Origin of the sequence: Microbispora sp. NBRC 16548, from assembly GCF_030268985.1 — a bacterium.
In the GTDB taxonomy this organism is placed as follows: domain Bacteria; phylum Actinomycetota; class Actinomycetes; order Streptosporangiales; family Streptosporangiaceae; genus Microbispora; species Microbispora catharanthi.
This window is the reverse complement of sequence record NZ_BSSF01000030.1, coordinates 1-16035: the sequence shown is the minus strand read 5'-3', so window position 1 is coordinate 16035 and position 16035 is coordinate 1. Positions and strand designations below refer to the sequence as shown.

Below are 16035 nucleotides of genomic sequence, written 5' to 3'. Positions count from 1 at the left end.
AACCCGCCCGTATAGCGGCAAGAAAGAGAAGACACTCATGCGGAGAAGATTTCGCACATCGGCAGTGGCCGCCTGCGTGACGGCGGCCGCACTCATCCCCGCGGCACCGTCGTGGGCAGAGGAAACGACACCGCCGACGATCAACGTGGCGACGCTGTCGCCCTCTGCGCCGACCGGCCAGAACAACTGGTACCGCGGCTCGGTGACGCTGAACATGTCGGCGACCGACGACGTCGGCATCGCCAAGTTCCAGTACTCGCTCAACGGCGGCGCCGCCTACATCGACGTGCCCGTCGAGGGGGCGCCGGCGTCGGCCACGGCGTCGGCGGTGATCACGCAGGAGGGCAACACCAGCGTCCGGTACCGCGCGGTCGACACGGCCGGAAACGTCGCGGCGTTCCGCTCGATCTCGGTCCGGATCGACACGCGCGCGCCGGCTGCATCGTACCCGGCGATCACCGACGGTCACGTCGGTCACGTCGCCACACTTATCCCGACGCGCACGGACCCCGCCCCCGGCTCGGGCGGAGTGGCTGTGCTGAACATGTACCTCGACGGCAAGCTGGTCCCGCCGCTGCCGGTGCAGACCTCCGACCTGTCGCTCGGCGTGCACACGCTCGCGGTGCATCTCTCTGACGCTGCTTCCAACAGCGCGAAGTACACGCAGACGTTCATCGTGACGACATCGTTCGCGGACGTCGGCACGCTGATCACCCGGTTCGTGACCGCCGGCAGCGTCCCGGCGGAGGTCGGCGCGGCGCTCCAAGCCAAGCTCGACCAGGCGAAGGCGCTCGCCGACGCCGGTTCGGCCAAGCGCGCGAGCCAGGTCCTGAACGAGTTCGTCTCGATCGCCGGCGACCGGATCGCGCCCGGCTCGGCCCGCAGCACACTCGTGGGCGATGCGCGTTACCTGATCGACCAGCTCAACGGCCGGCTCGCGCCGGAGCCCGCGACGGGCCTCGAGTCTGAGCCCGCGGAGGGCCCGAAGTTCATCCCGGACCCGGTGCTCGCCCCGCTCCCGCACAACCCGGACGCCGACTACAACGTCCTGGTCTTCTCCAGGACGACGGGCTTCCGGCACGACCACATCCCGCACACCGTGGCCGCGATCCAGAAGCTCGGCATCGCGAACAACTTCAACGTCGACGTCTACGACCCGCAACTCCCGACCGTCACGCTGCCCACGAGCCCGTTCCTGAGCCTCGACACGCTCAAGCAGTACGACACGATCGTCTTCGAGTCCAACGTCGGGCACCCGGGCCCGCTCAATTCGATCACCGAGCAGCCGAACTTCGAGGCCTACATGCACCAGGGCGGCGGCTATGTCGGCATCCACGGCGCCGCCGACTCGTTCGAGATCGGCACCTGGCCGTGGTACGGCGACCTCGTCGGTGGGTTCTTCACCAACCATCCGAACGGCCAGAACGGGTTCGGCCAGTGCGGCAGCTGCATCCACACCGAGGTGGTGACCGAGGACAACACGCACCCGGCGACCGCGCATCTCCCTGACCGGTGGATGACGGTCGACGAGCTCTACAACTTCGACCGCAACATGCGGGCCGACGTGCACACGCTGCTGAGCCTCAACGAGGACAGCTACCAGCGCAGCCTCAACAGCGGCAACGCGGCCACCAACCCGCTGCGGCTGATGAACGGAGACCACCCGATCGCGTGGTGCCAGAACTGGGAGGGTGGCAAGGCGTTCTCGAACATCCTCGGCCACTTCCGGACGCAGTACTACGACGACTCGTTCATGCGGATCATCCTCGGCGGGATCGAGACGACCGCCGACCGCAAGGGCGCCAACTGCTCGTCCTACCGTGAGACCAGCCTGCTGATCGAGGCCGACCGAGCGGCCGGGCTGCTGACCGCGGCCGCCGCGGACGCCGCCGATGCCGCCCTGGACATCGCGCGGGACAGCTACCTGGCAACCAACTACACCACCGCCATCCCGGCGCTGAACTCGATCGTCGACCTGGCGAACGACAAGGCCTCCGGCGACGCTGCGGCGCGTTCCGAGCTCGCGCGGCAGGCGCGCGCGCTGCGGGAGTGGATGCAGAACCTCAACCGCCGCTGACCCGTTAACGCGGCGGGGGCGGTGGATCGCCGCTCCCGCCGCGCTGACGCTGGAGCGCACCACTATCGCGGATTTATGCACGACCTTCTCCTGATCACCGACGAAACATCGGTAGGTGCCGCACGTGACCCATCCTCCGAAGGGAGCGGTGATGCGGTCGGGTCGACGCCCTGCAGGCGGCATTCGAACACTAGGGCGTGTATCGAAAGTGGATCTTGGACGTGAGATGATCTTGATTCGTGGCACGTGGAGATCTGACGGACGCGCAATGGGCGGTGTTGGAACCGTTGTTGCCGAAGGGCAAGAAGCCCGGCCGGCCGCCGACGTGGACCCGGCGGCAGCTGATCGACGGCGTACGGTTCCGGGTCCGCACCGGCATCCCGTGGCGGGACATGCCCGCCGAGTACGGGCCGTGGGGTCGGGTGTACGACCTGTTCCGCCGGTGGCAGCGCAACGGCACCTGGCATCGGATCTTCACCGCGCTCCAGACCCGGGCTGACGCGAAGGATCTGATCACCTGGGACATCAACATCGACTCCACGGTGTGCCGGGCCCACCAGCACGCCGCCGGGGCGAGGAAAAAGGGGAGCTGCAGAAGGAGCCGCCCGGCGGCGTCACCGTCGAGCCGGACGACCACGGGCTCGGGCGCTCGCGCGGCGGCCTGACTACCAAGCTGCACCTGGCTGTCGAACAGGGCCAGAAGCCCATGTCCATCGTGATCACGGCCGGGCAGCGGGGCGATTCGCCGCAGTTCGAGCCTGTTCTGAACAAGGTCCGTGTCCCGCGTCTTGGGCCGGGCAGGCCGCGCACCCGGCCGGATCGCGTGCGCGCCGACAAGGCGTATGCCTCCCGGAAGAACCGCGCTTACCTGCGGCGGCGCGGGATCCGCTGCACCATCCCGGACAAGGCCGACCAGGCCCGCAACCGCAAGAAACGCGGCTCCCACGGCGGCCGTCCGCCGAAGTTCGACCCGCAGGACTACAAGGCTCGGCACGCGGTCGAGTGCGGCATCAACCGCCTCAAGAGGCACCGGGCTGTGGCCACGAGGTACGACAAGCTCGCGGTCCGCTACGAGGCGACCGTCCTCGTCGCGGCCATAAACGAGTGGCTGTGACCAGCACAGCCGACGCCATGCCCTCTCCGAGGCGGCCAGCAGCTGATGAACCGCCCGACCACGCCTGAGCGCTACGGCGTCTGACGGGGGATACCTGTCAACGCCGGGGATGTCAGGAAGACGTCAGGCAGAAGGGGTGGCCAGCCGGATCCAGGAGTACCCGCCAGCGTCCATCGCCGGGCTGATGGGCCGGTTTGGCCGCGCCGAGTTCCAGCGCCAGCTCTTCCATCGCATCGAGGTCGTCAGCGCGGAAATCCAGGTGGAACTGTTGTGGCACGTCCTGACCCGGCCACTGCGGAGCCCGGTATCCGTCAACCCTCTGGAATCCCAGATCACAGCCGGAGTCGTCCGTCAGAGCGACGAACTCGTCCGTACTGAAGAGCTCGCGCATACCGGTCAGTGCACCGTAGAAGCCCGCCAGCACCTGCGGGTCGGCACAGTCCAAAGTCACCCCTCGCAGTACAGCGCCTGGCACCATTCGCTCCTTCGTGTCCGCGCGTCTGTCTCCGTAAGCCGCCGCTGCACGCGATCACCGGCCACAGCCACACCGTACCCGCCACATCCACCGCTGAAGTAGCGGTTTACCCCTGCTCAGAGCAACGGGTGACTGTGACCGGCGCTTTCGATACACGCCCTAGGTCCAGGCCGACGGCGGTTGCGCCGGCAGGGGCGATCAACGAGGCCGATCGCGAGGTCGTGATGAGCCGGCCGAATGAAATGAAAGAACGCGTTCCGCGACGCGGAGAACGGATGCGTCCGCGATCGGAGGGGAGGAAGATGACGGTGACCCTTGGTCGAATTGCCGGGCTGTCGCGGGCGCCGCCTCGCAGACCGGCGTCACGAGTACGCCGCGACGTACTGGGTCTTCAGTCAGTCGAGAAGTCCTTCGGTCCTTGTGTGGCCCGGTGGCGAACCGAGCAGGACGTCGAGCATGCTCAGGGGAGCTTTAGGTGGTCGAAGTAGAGCGCTGGCGGGCGGTTCCGCGATGGTGCAGGATGGCTAGCATCCGTCACCTTTCCTATACGATCCGAGTGGTCGTCAGCATGCAGCAGCGTTGCGACCGACGTCAACAGATTCGCGAAGACGCTACAAGGGTACCCCGTACAAGAAGCCACCCGGCCGGGAGCTGACCGATGCCCGCAAAGCCTGCGACACCGCGCTAAACCGCATCCGGGCCGCGGTGGAGCGGGCCATCGCCCACCTCAAATGCTGGAAGGTCCTCAAAACCGGCTTCCGGCGATCACTGGAGGACTTCCCCGCAGTGCTACGCACCGTGACCAAACTGGAGGTCTTCCGAGTGTACGGCCTGTACTGAAACACCTGCGCCGGCACATCCTGCTGTCCAGCGAGCGGTTCCGACGACTGTTCGACGAAGTCAAGGACGCGGACGGAATGGCGTAAAGGCTTGACGGGCGGGCTGGGCCGAGGAATGCTGACGCAATTGGATCAGATCGGATCGGATCCACTCACCCGCCCGAGTTGCGAGGAGAAGCAGGTGCCCAGAGCGCTGCTCCTTACCGGCGACGCCGCCGAGGAGCTCGACACCATGTATCCCTACTATCGCGTGCAGGAGGGCGGCTGGGACGTCGACGTCTCGTCACGGACGATGCGTGACGTTCAGCTGGTCATCCACGAGTTCGACCCCAACTCCGACGCCTACGTGGAGAAGAACGGCCGGAAGCTGCCGGTCGACGTGCCCTGGGCCGAGGTCGACGTCGAGCGATACGACGCCCTCATCATCCCCGGGGGACGCGCCCCCGAGTGGATCCGGACCGACGCCGACGTCAGGCGCATCACCGAGCACTTCTTCGCGCGCAACCTCCCGATCGCACTGGTGTGCCACGGCGCACAGGTGCCGGCCGTGTACGGGCTGCTGAAGGGCCGCAAGACGGCCTGCTTCCCCCCCATCACCGGTGACATGGAGAACGCGGGCGCGACGGTCATCGACGCCCCCGACGTCGTGGACGGCAACCTCGTCTCCTGCCGCGGCTGGCCCGACATGCCGCAGTTCGGCAGGGTGATGATGGAGGTCTTCTCGAAGTCCATCAACTCCGCATCGGCATGAGCACACCTGGCCTGTCCCGGTGACGGCACTTCGGACCCTCACAGTCGACGGCTCCCCCGTCCACCTCATGGAGAGCGGCACCGGGCCCGCGGTGCTGATGCTGCACGGCTCCGGACCCGGTACGACCGGATCCGGCGCCTGGGCGACGACGGCACAGGCGCTGGGCATGTCCTGGCACCTGGTGGCTCCTGACCAGGCGGGGTTCGGCCGTACACCGATCCCGGCGGGCTCCAGGGGTGGGCTCCGGCTGTGGACGGAGCAGGCCGCGGGCCTGATGGATGCTCTCGGTGTCGAGCACTACGCCGTGGTGGGCCACTCCATGGGCGGTGCCGTGGCGCTGGCGCTGGCGGCCGCGCGTCCCCAGCAGGTCACCCGTGTCGTGGCGGTCTCGACGATGGGCGCCCCCGGGGCGCCGCTGTCCGCCGAGCTCGACGCGGTCTGGGCCGCCCCCGCCGGCCCGCCCGGGGCACGAGACATGTTGAGTCGCCTCGTCTTCGACCAAGCGCTCGTGACCGAGTCGGCCGTCGCGGCCCGTGCGGCTGCGATGGAAGCGGGGGCGGCCGCATACGCGTCGTTGTTCCCTCCACCCAGGGCACGTTGGGCCGACGACCTCACCCTCTCGGCGCAAACGCTGGCAGGGGTCCGCGCGCCTGTGCTGCTCGTCCACGGCGCCGAGGACCGAGTCACCCCGCTCGGGACGGCAGCCCTGCCCCTGCTCGAACACCTGGCCGATGTCCGTCTGCACGTGCTCGGCCGATGCGGGCACGTGCCGGCGCTCGAGCACCCGCACGACTTCAGGCGACTCCTGTCGTGCTTCCTCGGCCGGGAACGAGGTCACTGATTGCCGCGACAGGTCCGCAGCCCGTGCTCAAGCAGATCAGCATGAAGCAGGCGAGACCTGCGCAGAAGCCAGCGCCCTCCCCGGGACCCGAGCCATGACGAGGCAGTGGCCGAGGTCATCGCTCGACGTGGTCGCATCGACATCCTCGTGAACAACGCCGGACGTAGCCACGTCGGTGCCGTGGAGGAAACCGGCGAGGCCGAGCAGCGGGCCCTGTTCGAGGTCCACTTCTTCGGCCCCGCCGCGCTGACCCGCGCCGCCCTCCCCCACCTGCGGGCACGGCGGTCCGGCGCGATCGTGCAGGTCAGCAGCATGGGAGGACGATTGTCGTTCGCGGGAATCTCCGCCTACAGCGCGACGCGCTGGGCCCCGAGTCAGGGATGCGTCTTTTGATCACTGACCCCAACCTGACCTCCGATGAGCCGTCACCTCCCATGCCAGACTGACGTTGGGGCGGGGCGCGCTGCCCCGGACAAGGCGTCGCCGGTAGCTCCGGTCTGGGCGAGACCGAGGCGTTCTGCATGCTGGGGATTGCAGCCAGTGCAAGCCGGATGCTCTGTCCTGGGTCGCTTCACAAGAGGTGGTGTCGAGTTCGGCTTCGACCCGCAGCCCGGTGCGGGTCTTCGTTGAGGCGATGGTGTTGACGACGACCTCGTGGCTGGTCAGCGGCCGTCCACGCCAGTTCATCGTGATGTGGGAGAACAGCCGGTGCTCGATCTTGCGGCGGCGTTCGCTGACCTTCACCGACCCCGCTGTCATGGTGCCGATATACCAAACTGCTCGGCGAGCACGTCGACCGAGAGGACCACGGTGACGCCGTCCGGGTCGTAGCCGATGGGGTCGTATCCGTCCACGCTGATCACGCGCCGGACGGCGGCCAGCGCAGTGCGCAGTCGCGCGGCCGACACCTGCGCCGCCCCTGACAGCGTGGACTCGTGTAGCCTGCCGCCGCCCTCCAGCAGCGCCGCCGGCACACCGCGCACCCGGGTCACCTCCGGGGCAGCTCTGCCGGCCCGGGCTCGCTGCTCCTCGAACAGGTCCGAGGCGAGCAGTTCGTCCAGGAAACGCTCCCGCGGCGACAAGCCGGCCGCCTCGGCGGCCGACCGCGTGACGGGAGGCGACGCCGGGGCGGGCAGCACCTCGTCCAGTGCGAGGAGCTCGGCCTGTCCCTCCACGACCTTGTGCGGCCTGCTCCCCTTCCCGGGCTTCCCGCCCTGGCCCCGTTTGTCGATCCACAGCGGGTCCTTTCGCTTACGAGAGGGCCGAGGTGCACATGACCGAGATGGATCAGACGCGTACCGCGGGAGACGGGCGAGCATGAGCCCGCCGACGGCAGCATCCGGCCGGGCCCGGCCGGATGGCGTAGCGAGCCATTCGGCCGAGCGGTCGCCGGAGGTCCTAGGAGGTGATGCGGAAGGTGGCGTCCTGCCGGTCAGAAGCGCTGGAGGACGCGCTGAGCGGGTCGATGCGCAGCACGTAGTTGCTGTGCCTGATGTAGCGGTCGGGGAAGTTGTAGGAGCGGAACGACGTCCACGCCGAGTCGGCCAGGCCGGCGGTGCGGTAGAAGGTGGCGTCGGCGCGGAACGTCGAGGTGTTGTCGTTGGCGGCGAGCCTGAGCTCGTAGTTGCTGTGCCGCAGGTAGCTGCCGGGGACGTTGATCGACTCGAAGGACACGCCATTTGCGTCGGCGAGGCCGGGGACCATCCGCCACAGCTGGTCCCGATACGGGTCGAAGGGATAGGCGTCGATCCGGGCGACGCCGTTGAGGTGACGTACGAAACGGTCGGGGAAGTTGGAGGACTTCAGCCGGACCCAGGCGGGGGCACCCCAGCGGGTGACCAGGGCGTTGTACTCGGCGTCGGTGATCTGGGCGATCGAGCCGTGCTTGGAGTTCAGCGGCGGAGTGTAGTCCCGCTGGTTCAGCAGCGTCCAGGAGCCGCCGCCGACGTTGCTCGTCGACCAGGCGTAGTAGTCGTTGTTGACGGGGCTGAACGAGTCGCCCCACAAGCGCCACCCGCCCTCGTTGGTCCTGTGCAGCAGCGGCGCCTCGATGGCGTTGCCCTGGATCAGGCCACTGGCGTACGTGGTGAAGCTGTTGGGGGCGCCGGTGGTGGACCGCGCGCCGTATATGCGGCCGTCGTTGAGGTTCTTGTAGTACAGGTAGGTGGTCGCGCCGTCGACGACGATGTCACCGTCCAGAACGCCGAAGCTCGGGCTGAAGAAGGTCTGGGCGGCGCTGACGGTCCGGAAGTCCGTCGTGTAGTTCACCATGAAGACAGCGCGGCCGCCGCTGTCAGCCGAGTAGACGATGCCGTACTGCCCCCGGGAGGCGTCCCAGAAGACCGTCGGCGCCCAAGTGTGGGTGTTCATGGTGTGCATCTGGATGCGGCGATATCCCGTGAAATTCGTGAGGTCCGTGGAGTCCCACACGTGCAGGTACTGACTGTTCAGCCCGAAGTTCGTGCCCTTGAGGTCCGTGGCGATCACGACGAACGCGCCGTCGTTCTTGCGGAACACCTGCGGGTCGCGCAGGCCCAGTTGCCCGGCCGTCGGCGTGACCACCGGGTTGTTCTGGTTGAGCGGCGTCCAGTTCAGGCCGTCCCGGCTGACCGCCAGGTGCAGGCCGTAATCCGCCCCCTGGAAGCTCGGCGACTCGGTGAAGTAGGCGAACACATAGGCGGTGTACGTCGCCGCCGACGCCGCATGGGGGAAGCTCACCACGCCGGTGGCGGCGAGCGCGGCGGAGGCGAGGGCAGCCTTGGTGAAATCTCTCCGGGACAGGGTCACGAACTTGCCTTTCTGATCAAGGGGTGGAGCCTGCGCGGCGGCCTGCGTTCCTCTCGCGCGCCGGGGTCACGGGGCGCGAACGGACTGGTCGTCGCGGTGGTCGTCGGCGCACTGGTCGATCCGCGACTCGTACGCCGAATGCCGGACCTGGCCGGCGGGTTGTCCCTAGGCCGCTGCCCGTCTGGGGAGGGACGGGCAGCGGCCTACGGAGGCCGTCAGCGATAGCCGGCGGCGGCGTGTGCGGCAGGTGCGGCCAGGGCACCCACCGCGCCGGTCATGGCGGCGACCCCGGCGGCGAGCCAGAGCCGCAAGCGAGGAAGCTTCATCTGTATGTACTCCTGGAGGTACGTCCGAAGGAAAGTTTTGTTAGCGTTAACATATGATGTATGACGTCACACGCACCTCAGCGTGAGGGCGAGGCCACTCTGTGGCCGCTTCGGGTTGCTCCAGCCATCGACCGTGCTCCAAGGGGTGTTAGCGCTAACAATTGGTCTACTGATGCGCCCTTCTCTCCTGGCGGATTTGGGGTGGTGGTGGTGCGGCGGAGCAAATATGATCCGATGATTTCTGTCAAGGCCCTGGCTCTTCTACCCGCCGCCCCTCAGCCTGCGAACCCCCTTATCTGCTGCTACGCAAGCGGGGGGCGGTCACCCGTCGAGCACCGTATGAAACTTTCATGACATCTCCGCCGCGACGTCGTTCCGGAGGAGGCGTCTGTGAGGATGGGAGAGCAGATTTGCGGGAGGGACGGAAACTTACGCAGCCCAGGGAAGAGATCAGCGCAGGTAGACGAGGTTCAGTCCACGTGGGCCGACCGAAAGCTTCGTGACATTGCCTTGACATGTTTCGCTGGGGTTTCCACACTGAGTCCCGAAACGGCCTCCTGCCGGGCTCGGTGGTGGAGCGGCAGGGATCTCGGGCTGTGACGCCGATCGCGGCGTGCACCGGGCGCGGGTCGGCCGTGGAGTTCGCGGGGTAGGCCCTTTCCCCCGCACATCTCGTGTTGTGGCACTTCTTCTGCACGCCTCCGTCCTACGGCGGTTCCGATGGCGCCTCCCTACCGATTGGAACGGTCATGTCTCAGTCGCTTCCCACGAAGAAGGCTCGGCACCGCGACTGGACTGCTCGGCGCCGGCGCCGGAGCGGCCGGAGATCGTGCTCGCCGGGTGTTGCCGCCTGAGGTGTCCGCGTGTCCCGCACTGCGGCCGCCGAGCGGCTCCGATTGCGCGGGGACACCCGAGACAGCCCGCCTTTGCTCCCGATCCGGAGCACCGCCGACCGCCGGGACGGTCCCGGCGGGACCGTCACCCAGTGGCGGAAGTAACCGAAAGAACGCCCCCCTTCGGAAGGTTCGCCTCATGTCTTCCTCATCGTTCCAATTCAGCCGCCGCCAATTGCTTGTCGTGGCGGGCCTCGGCACGGCCGCCGGCATCCTCAGGGTGGGCCCCGCGTGGGCCACCGCCGGTCCGCAGAGCTACACGCCGAGCTGGTCGTCGGTCGACCAGCACCCGCCGGCACCCGAGTGGCTCCAGGACGCGAAGTTCGGCATCTACTACCACTGGGGCGTGTTCAGCGTCCCCGCCTACGCGGACGAGTGGTATCCGCGCAAGATGTACATCGCGGGCGACGGCTGCAACACCCACCACAAGAGCGTCTACGGCGATCCGTCGGTGTGGCCCTACCACAACTTCATCAACGGCGCCCGGGACAAGGCCGGCAACTTCGTGCAGTTCGCGCCGAAGCTGAAGTCCGCCGGCGGCAACTTCGATCCCAACGAGTGGGCCCAGCTGTTCGCGGACGCCGGCGCGAAGTTCGCCGGGCCGGTCGCCGAGCACCATGACGGCTACTCGATGTGGAACAGCCGGGTGAACGAGTGGAACTCGGTCGCCACCGGGCCCAAGCTCGACCTGCTGCGCCTGCACGCGGACGCCATCCGGGCCAAGGGCCTGAAGCTGTACGTCTCCCTGCACCACGCGTACAACTTCACCGGGTACTACGACCACGTCCCGGCGCAGTCCACCACCACCCTGAAGAAGCTGTACGGACAGCTCGACGCGAACACGGAATACCAGCTGTGGTACGACAAGCTCAAGGAGGTGATCGACGGCTACCAGCCTGACATCATCTACCAGGACTTCAACCTCAGCAAGATTCCCGAGGCGCAGCGGCTGAACTTCCTGTCGTACTACTACAACCAGGCGGTCGCCTGGAACAAGGACGTCACCGCCACCTACAAGGACGGGTTCAACAACCGCGGCGAGATCTACGACTTCGAGCGCGGCGGGCCGGCGGGCATCCAGACCCCCTACTGGCTGACCGACGACAGCGTCTCCAGCTCCAGCTGGTGCTACACGGTCGGCATCGGCTACTACTCCACCAAGGCCCTGCTGCACGCGCTGATCGACCGGGTGAGCAAGAACGGCACGATGGTGCTGAACATCGCCCCCATGGCGGACGGCACCATCCCCTCTGGGCAGCGCACGATCCTGCAGGGCTTCGGCGACTACCTCAAGCGCTTCGGTGAGTCCGTCTACTCCACCCGGGCCTGGGTGACGCACGGTGAGGGCCCCACGCAGATGGGCGGCGGCTCCTTCACCACTCCGCGGGAGGGCACCAGCACGGACATCCGCTTCACCCGCAGCAAGGACAACACGGTGCTGTACGCCACCGTGCTGGGCTGGCCGGGAAGCACGCTGAACATCACGACGCTCAACTCCAGCCGGATCAATCTCAGCAGCCTGGTCTCGGTGCAGCTGCTCGACTCCACGGCCGGGTCGTATGTGAACCTGCCCAACCGTACGCAGGACTCCTCCGGCCTGCGCATCTCGATGCCGTCGTCCGGCGCCCCGTTCGCCGCCAACGCGTACGTGGTCAAGCTGACCTTCTCCGGTCAGATCCCCACCCTGGGCACGGGCGGCGGCACGATCCCGACCGGCTGGGCGCGGATCACCAACGTGGCGGCGGGCCTGGCGCTGGACAGCGGTGGGAACGTCGCCTCCGGCTCGGCGCTCAAGCAGTGGAACTGGGACGGCAGCACCAACCTGCAGTGGCAGCTCGTCGACCTGGGCAACGGCTACTACCGCCTCAACAACCGCACCAACGGCATGGTCGCCGACAGCTGGGGCGACGCCACCAACGGCGCCTACTGCAAGCAGGCCGCCTGGAACGGCGGCAACAACCAGCAGTGGAAGCTCAACAACCTCGGCAACGGCCAGTACCAAATCGTCAACCGCGGCACCAACACGTGCCTGGACAGCGGCGGCAACACCACCTCCGGCTCCAACGTGAAGCTCTGGGCGACCGGCTCCAGCACCAACCTCCAGTGGACCATCACCGCGGTCTGACGGCCGCTCCCGCCGCCGGTCTTCCACCATCTCCACCACGGCCGGCGGCGTTACCCTCCATCACCAGAAAGGCACAGAAGGTAATCATGATCTCCGCATTACGACGCCTGAAGAGGGCATCGCTGGCCGCGGGCTCGGCGATCACGCTCACGGCCGGCCTGCTGACCGGTCTGTCCGCACCGTCGGAGGCCGCGACGCAGGGTCCGTGTGACATCTATGCCGCGGGCGGCACCCCGTGTGTCGCTGCCCACAGCACGACCCGCGCCCTGTACGGGAGCTACAACGGCCCGCTCTACCAGGTGCGCCGCGCCTCCGACAACACCACGCGCGACATCGGCGTGCTGAGCGCGGGCGGCGTCGCCAACGCCGCGACGCAGGACTCGTTCTGCGCGAACACGACCTGCCTCATCACGATCATCTACGACCAGTCCGGTCGCAACAACCGCCTCACCCAGGCGCCTCCCGGCGGGTTCAACGGACCGGCCCCGGGCGGATACGACAACCTTGCCAACGCCACCGCCGCGCCGATCACCGTCGGCGGCCAGAAGGCCTACGGCGTCTACATTCCCCCCGGCACCGGCTACCGCAACAACGCCACCAACGGCGTCGCCAAGGGCGACCAGCCCGAGGGCATGTACGCCATCTTCGACGGCACCCACTACAACGGCGGCTGCTGCTTCGACTACGGCAACGCCGAGACCAACAGCCGCGACAACGGCAACGGCACCATGGAGGCCATCTACTTCGGCAACAACACCGTCTGGGGCACCGGCGCCGGCAACGGCCCGTGGATCATGGCCGACCTGGAGAACGGCCTGTTCTCCGGCGTCAACCAGAAGAACAACCCCGGCGACCCGTCCATCAGCCACCGGTTCCTGACCGCGATCATCAAGGGTGAGCCGAACCACTGGGCCATCCGCGGCGGCAACGCCCAGTCGGGCAGCCTGGGCACCTTCTACGACGGCGCGCGTCCCAACGTCCCGGGCTACAACCCGATGAAGAAGGAAGGGGCCATCCTCCTCGGCATCGGCGGCGACAACAGCAACGGCGCCCGCGGCACCTTCTACGAAGGCGTCATGACCTCCGGCTACCCGTCGAACGCCACCGAGGACGCGGTCCAGGCGAACATCGTCGCCGCCCGCTACTCCACATCGGGCAGCAGTAGCGGCATCCCGACCGGCTGGGCGCGGGTCACCAACGTGGCGACGGGTCTGGTGCTGGACAGCGGCGGCAACGTCGCCTCCGGCTCGGCGCTCAAGCAGTGGAACTGGGACGGCAGCACCAACCTGCAGTGGCAGCTGGTCGACCTGGGCAACGGCTACTACCGCCTGAACAACCGGACCAACGGCATGGTCGCCGACAGCTGGGGCGATGCCACCAACGGCGCCTACTGCAAGCAGGCCGCCTGGAACGGCGGCAACAACCAGCAGTGGAAGCTCAACAGCCTCGGCAACGGCCAGTACCAAATCGTCAACCGCGGCACCGGCACCGCCCTCGACAGCGGCGGCACCACCACCGCCGGCTCCAACGTGAAGCTGTGGGCACCCGTCTCCAGCCCCAACCTCGCCTGGACCCTGACCGGCGTCTGACCCCTCCTCTCGCCGCGCGGCCTGCATGCTGTGGGGGCATCGGGCCGCGCGGCCGTCCGCTCCCGGCCGCCTGGGCCGCGACCCCCCAACCCCACGTGAAAGGACCAGAACGTGGAGCCTTCGTCCGTTTCCCCCTCAGGCCGCGGCGGCCCTCGGCGGCGCTCACCGGCGGCCGTCGCCGCACGGCTGCTGACGGCGCTGGCCGCTGTGGCGGCGACCGCGCTGACCTGGTCGGCGGCGCCGTCGCAGGCCGCGACGTCCCAGCCGTGCGACATCTACGCCTCGGGCGGCACGCCCTGTGTGGCCGCGCACAGCACCGTCCGCGCGCTCTACGGCTCCTACACCGGCAACCTGTACCAGGTCAGGCGCTCGTCGGACAACACCACCAGGAACATCGGCGTGCTGGCCGCGGGCGGCCGGGCCGACGCCGCCGCACAGGACTCGTTCTGTGCCGGCACCTCCTGCGTCATCACCGTGATCTATGACCAGTCCGGGCACGGCAACAACCTCGCCTACCAGGGACCCGGTGGAGCCGGCGGCCAGGACACCCCCGCCGGCGCGACCAGGGAGTCGCTGACGGTCGGGGGCGACAAGGTCTACTCGCTCTACATCAACGCGGGCAACAGCTACTGGCGGGACGGTCACCTCACCGGCGTGCCGACCGGTAGCGCGCCCGAGGGCATGTACATGGTGACCAGCGGCACCCACGTCAACAGCGGCTGCTGCTTCGACTACGGCAACAGCGAGACGACCAGGAAGGCCGACGGCGCCGGCGCGATGGACGCCATCTACTTCGGCACCAGTTGCTGGTTCGGCGGGTGCTCCGGAACGGGTCCCTGGGTCCAGGCCGACCTGGAATGGGGCCTCTACCCCGGCGGCAGCTCGTCGTGGAACCCGAACCAGCGGGCATTCACCAGCAAGTACGTGACGGCGATGCTGAAGAACAACGGCACGTCGCGGTTCGCGATCAAGGGCGGAAACACGCAGTCGGGTGGCCTGACCACCCTGTGGGACGGCGCGCTTCCCAACGGATACAGCCCCATGAAGAAGCAGGGAGCGATCGTCCTGGGCAGCGGCGGCGACTGCTGCGCCACCAACACCAACCAAAGCGCGGGGACCTTCTACGAGGGGGCGATTGCCGCCGGCTACCCGTCGGACGCCACGGAGAACGCCGTGCAGGCCAACCTCGTGGCCGCCGGGTACGGCTCAGGCGGCAACAGCACCGGCATCCCGACCGGCTGGGCGCGGGTCACCAACGTGGCGACGGGTCTGGTGCTGGACAGCGGTGGGAACGTCGCCTCCGGCTCGGCGCTCAAGCAGTGGAACTGGGACGGCAGCACCAACCTGCAGTGGCAGCTGGTCGACCTGGGCAACGGCTACTACCGCCTGAACAACCGGACCAACGGCATGGTCGCCGACAGCTGGGGCGATGCCACCAACGGCGCCTACTGCAAGCAGGCCGCCTGGAACGGCGGCAACAACCAGCAGTGGAAGCTCAACAGCCTCGGCAACGGCCAGTACCAAATCGTCAACCGCGGCACCGGCACCGCCCTCGACAGCGGCGGCACCACCACCGCCGGCTCCAACGTGAAGCTGTGGGCACCCGTCTCCAGCCCCAACCTCGCCTGGACCCTGACCGGCGTCTGACCCCTCCTCTCGCCGCGCGGCCTGCATGCTGTGGGGGCATCGGGCCGCGCGGTCATCCATCGTTGCGATGGGTGCGAGCGGCCCTGCTCGGCGCCGGACCTGAACCTCTTGCGGAAGCACAGCGACTCTTCCTGGATGCGCCACGTCTGCCGCTGCTGCGCGCACTCTTTGCACCCGCGCGCTCGGATGTTCACGCTCCGAGAGGCGTGCCTCGGCCGCTGAGGATGATCAGTTTCTGGAGTCGCCTGCGGCGGCGGAGGCTGGTTATCCGGATGGCGAGGGCGAGGAGGGCCAGGAGGGTGAGCTGGGGCCAGGGGATGGCCCAGACGGTGGTGTCGATCGCGATGCGTTCGGCGGTGACGCCGGGCAGGGGTTTGCCCGCAGGGGAGGGGATCGCGGTGATCGTGGTGCCGATGGGTCCCAGGGGCCAGGTGCCGGTGACGTGTGCGGTGAAGGTGCGGTGCCCGCCGGGCATGATTTCCCTGGCTTTGGCTTCGGAGGTGTCGTCCCAGCCGTTTTGGCCGGCGATGGTGGAGGTCAGGATGCGGCTGTCGGGGGCCAGGCGGACGTT

The 16035-nt window shown here is 68.0% G+C and carries 13 protein-coding genes and 1 pseudogene; 9 read left to right on the top strand and 5 right to left on the bottom strand.

Features of this window, described 5'->3' with window-relative positions; genetic code table 11:
* The first annotated feature begins 37 nt into the window (after nt 1-37).
* Nucleotides 38-2077 carry a ThuA domain-containing protein gene (locus QSK36_RS41245; RefSeq protein WP_285786191.1) on the top strand — a complete coding sequence of 680 codons (2040 nt, stop codon included), beginning with the start codon at nt 38-40 and terminating at the stop codon, nt 2075-2077.
* 239 nt (nt 2078-2316) lie between these two features.
* Nucleotides 2317-3191, top strand: a protein-coding gene (locus tag QSK36_RS41240; RefSeq protein ID WP_502883458.1) for an IS5 family transposase whose coding sequence is annotated in 2 segments (ribosomal slippage) — nt 2317-2707 and nt 2707-3191 — 876 coding nt in all. Because the reading frame shifts where the segments join, the coding sequence is not laid out codon by codon here.
* Between the two features lie 112 nt (nt 3192-3303).
* Here the strand turns inward: QSK36_RS41240 and QSK36_RS41235 are convergent.
* Nucleotides 3304-3642 (bottom strand): VOC family protein, encoded by a 339-nt coding sequence (locus QSK36_RS41235; protein WP_231513981.1) that lies wholly within the window; start codon nt 3640-3642, stop codon nt 3304-3306.
* A 603-nt stretch (nt 3643-4245) separates the two neighbouring features.
* Here QSK36_RS41235 and QSK36_RS43645 point away from each other — a divergent pair.
* From QSK36_RS43645 to QSK36_RS41220, 4 genes are all read left to right on the top strand, one after another.
* The gene (locus QSK36_RS43645; protein WP_352241840.1) at nt 4246-4506 is read left to right on the top strand and encodes a transposase family protein; all 261 of its coding nucleotides are present in this window, start codon (nt 4246-4248) and stop codon (nt 4504-4506) included.
* Nucleotides 4507-4686: 180 nt separating this feature from the next.
* Nucleotides 4687-5256 carry a DJ-1/PfpI family protein gene (locus QSK36_RS41230; protein WP_285786190.1) on the top strand — a complete coding sequence of 190 codons (570 nt, stop codon included), beginning with the start codon at nt 4687-4689 and terminating at the stop codon, nt 5254-5256.
* Nucleotides 5257-5275: 19 nt separating this feature from the next.
* On the top strand, nt 5276-6097 hold the full coding sequence (locus tag QSK36_RS41225; protein WP_285786189.1) for an alpha/beta fold hydrolase: 822 nt from the start codon (nt 5276-5278) through the stop codon (nt 6095-6097).
* Nucleotides 6098-6154: 57 nt separating this feature from the next.
* Nucleotides 6155-6490 carry an SDR family NAD(P)-dependent oxidoreductase gene (locus QSK36_RS41220; RefSeq protein ID WP_285786220.1) on the top strand — a complete coding sequence of 112 codons (336 nt, stop codon included), beginning with the start codon at nt 6155-6157 and terminating at the stop codon, nt 6488-6490.
* Between the two features lie 183 nt (nt 6491-6673).
* Here QSK36_RS41220 and QSK36_RS41215 read toward each other — a convergent pair.
* The 3 genes and pseudogenes from QSK36_RS41215 to QSK36_RS41205 form a co-directional block, all read right to left on the bottom strand.
* A pseudogene (locus tag QSK36_RS41215) lies at nt 6674-6817 on the bottom strand (ISAzo13-like element transposase-related protein); the annotation flags it as partial.
* Nucleotides 6818-6852: 35 nt separating this feature from the next.
* On the bottom strand, nt 6853-7272 hold the full coding sequence (locus QSK36_RS41210; protein ID WP_285786188.1) for a hypothetical protein: 420 nt from the start codon (nt 7270-7272) through the stop codon (nt 6853-6855).
* A gap of 223 nt (nt 7273-7495) precedes the next feature.
* Nucleotides 7496-8884, bottom strand: a complete 1389-nt coding sequence (locus tag QSK36_RS41205) for a glycoside hydrolase family 43 protein (RefSeq protein ID WP_285786187.1) — start codon at nt 8882-8884, stop codon at nt 7496-7498.
* 1358 nt (nt 8885-10242) lie between these two features.
* Between QSK36_RS41205 and QSK36_RS41200 the strand changes: the two genes are divergently transcribed.
* The 3 genes from QSK36_RS41200 to QSK36_RS41190 all read left to right on the top strand — a co-directional run bounded on the left by QSK36_RS41200 (nt 10243) and on the right by QSK36_RS41190 (nt 15464).
* A complete protein-coding gene (locus QSK36_RS41200; protein WP_285786186.1) occupies nt 10243-12228 on the top strand; it encodes an alpha-L-fucosidase in 1986 nt (661 codons plus the stop codon).
* A gap of 86 nt (nt 12229-12314) precedes the next feature.
* Nucleotides 12315-13817, top strand: coding sequence for an arabinofuranosidase catalytic domain-containing protein (locus QSK36_RS41195; RefSeq protein WP_285786185.1), 1503 nt, complete (start codon nt 12315-12317; stop codon nt 13815-13817).
* A 111-nt stretch (nt 13818-13928) separates the two neighbouring features.
* Nucleotides 13929-15464: an arabinofuranosidase catalytic domain-containing protein gene (locus QSK36_RS41190; RefSeq protein ID WP_285786184.1), complete on the top strand. Its 1536-nt coding sequence runs from the start codon at nt 13929-13931 to the stop codon at nt 15462-15464.
* 190 nt (nt 15465-15654) lie between these two features.
* Here QSK36_RS41190 and QSK36_RS41185 read toward each other — a convergent pair.
* The coding region (locus QSK36_RS41185; RefSeq protein ID WP_285786183.1) for a hypothetical protein at nt 15655-16035 on the bottom strand (381 nt) is incomplete at its 5' end.

Excerpts from the sequence above, each read along its gene's own strand:
- QSK36_RS41245 (WP_285786191.1), top strand. The coding sequence starts at position 38 with ATGCGGAGAAGATTTCGCACATCGGCAGTGGCCGCCTGCGTGACGGCG.
- QSK36_RS41200 (WP_285786186.1), top strand. The coding sequence starts at position 10,243 with ATGTCTTCCTCATCGTTCCAATTCAGCCGCCGCCAATTGCTTGTCGTG.
- QSK36_RS41195 (WP_285786185.1), top strand. The coding sequence starts at position 12,315 with ATGATCTCCGCATTACGACGCCTGAAGAGGGCATCGCTGGCCGCGGGC.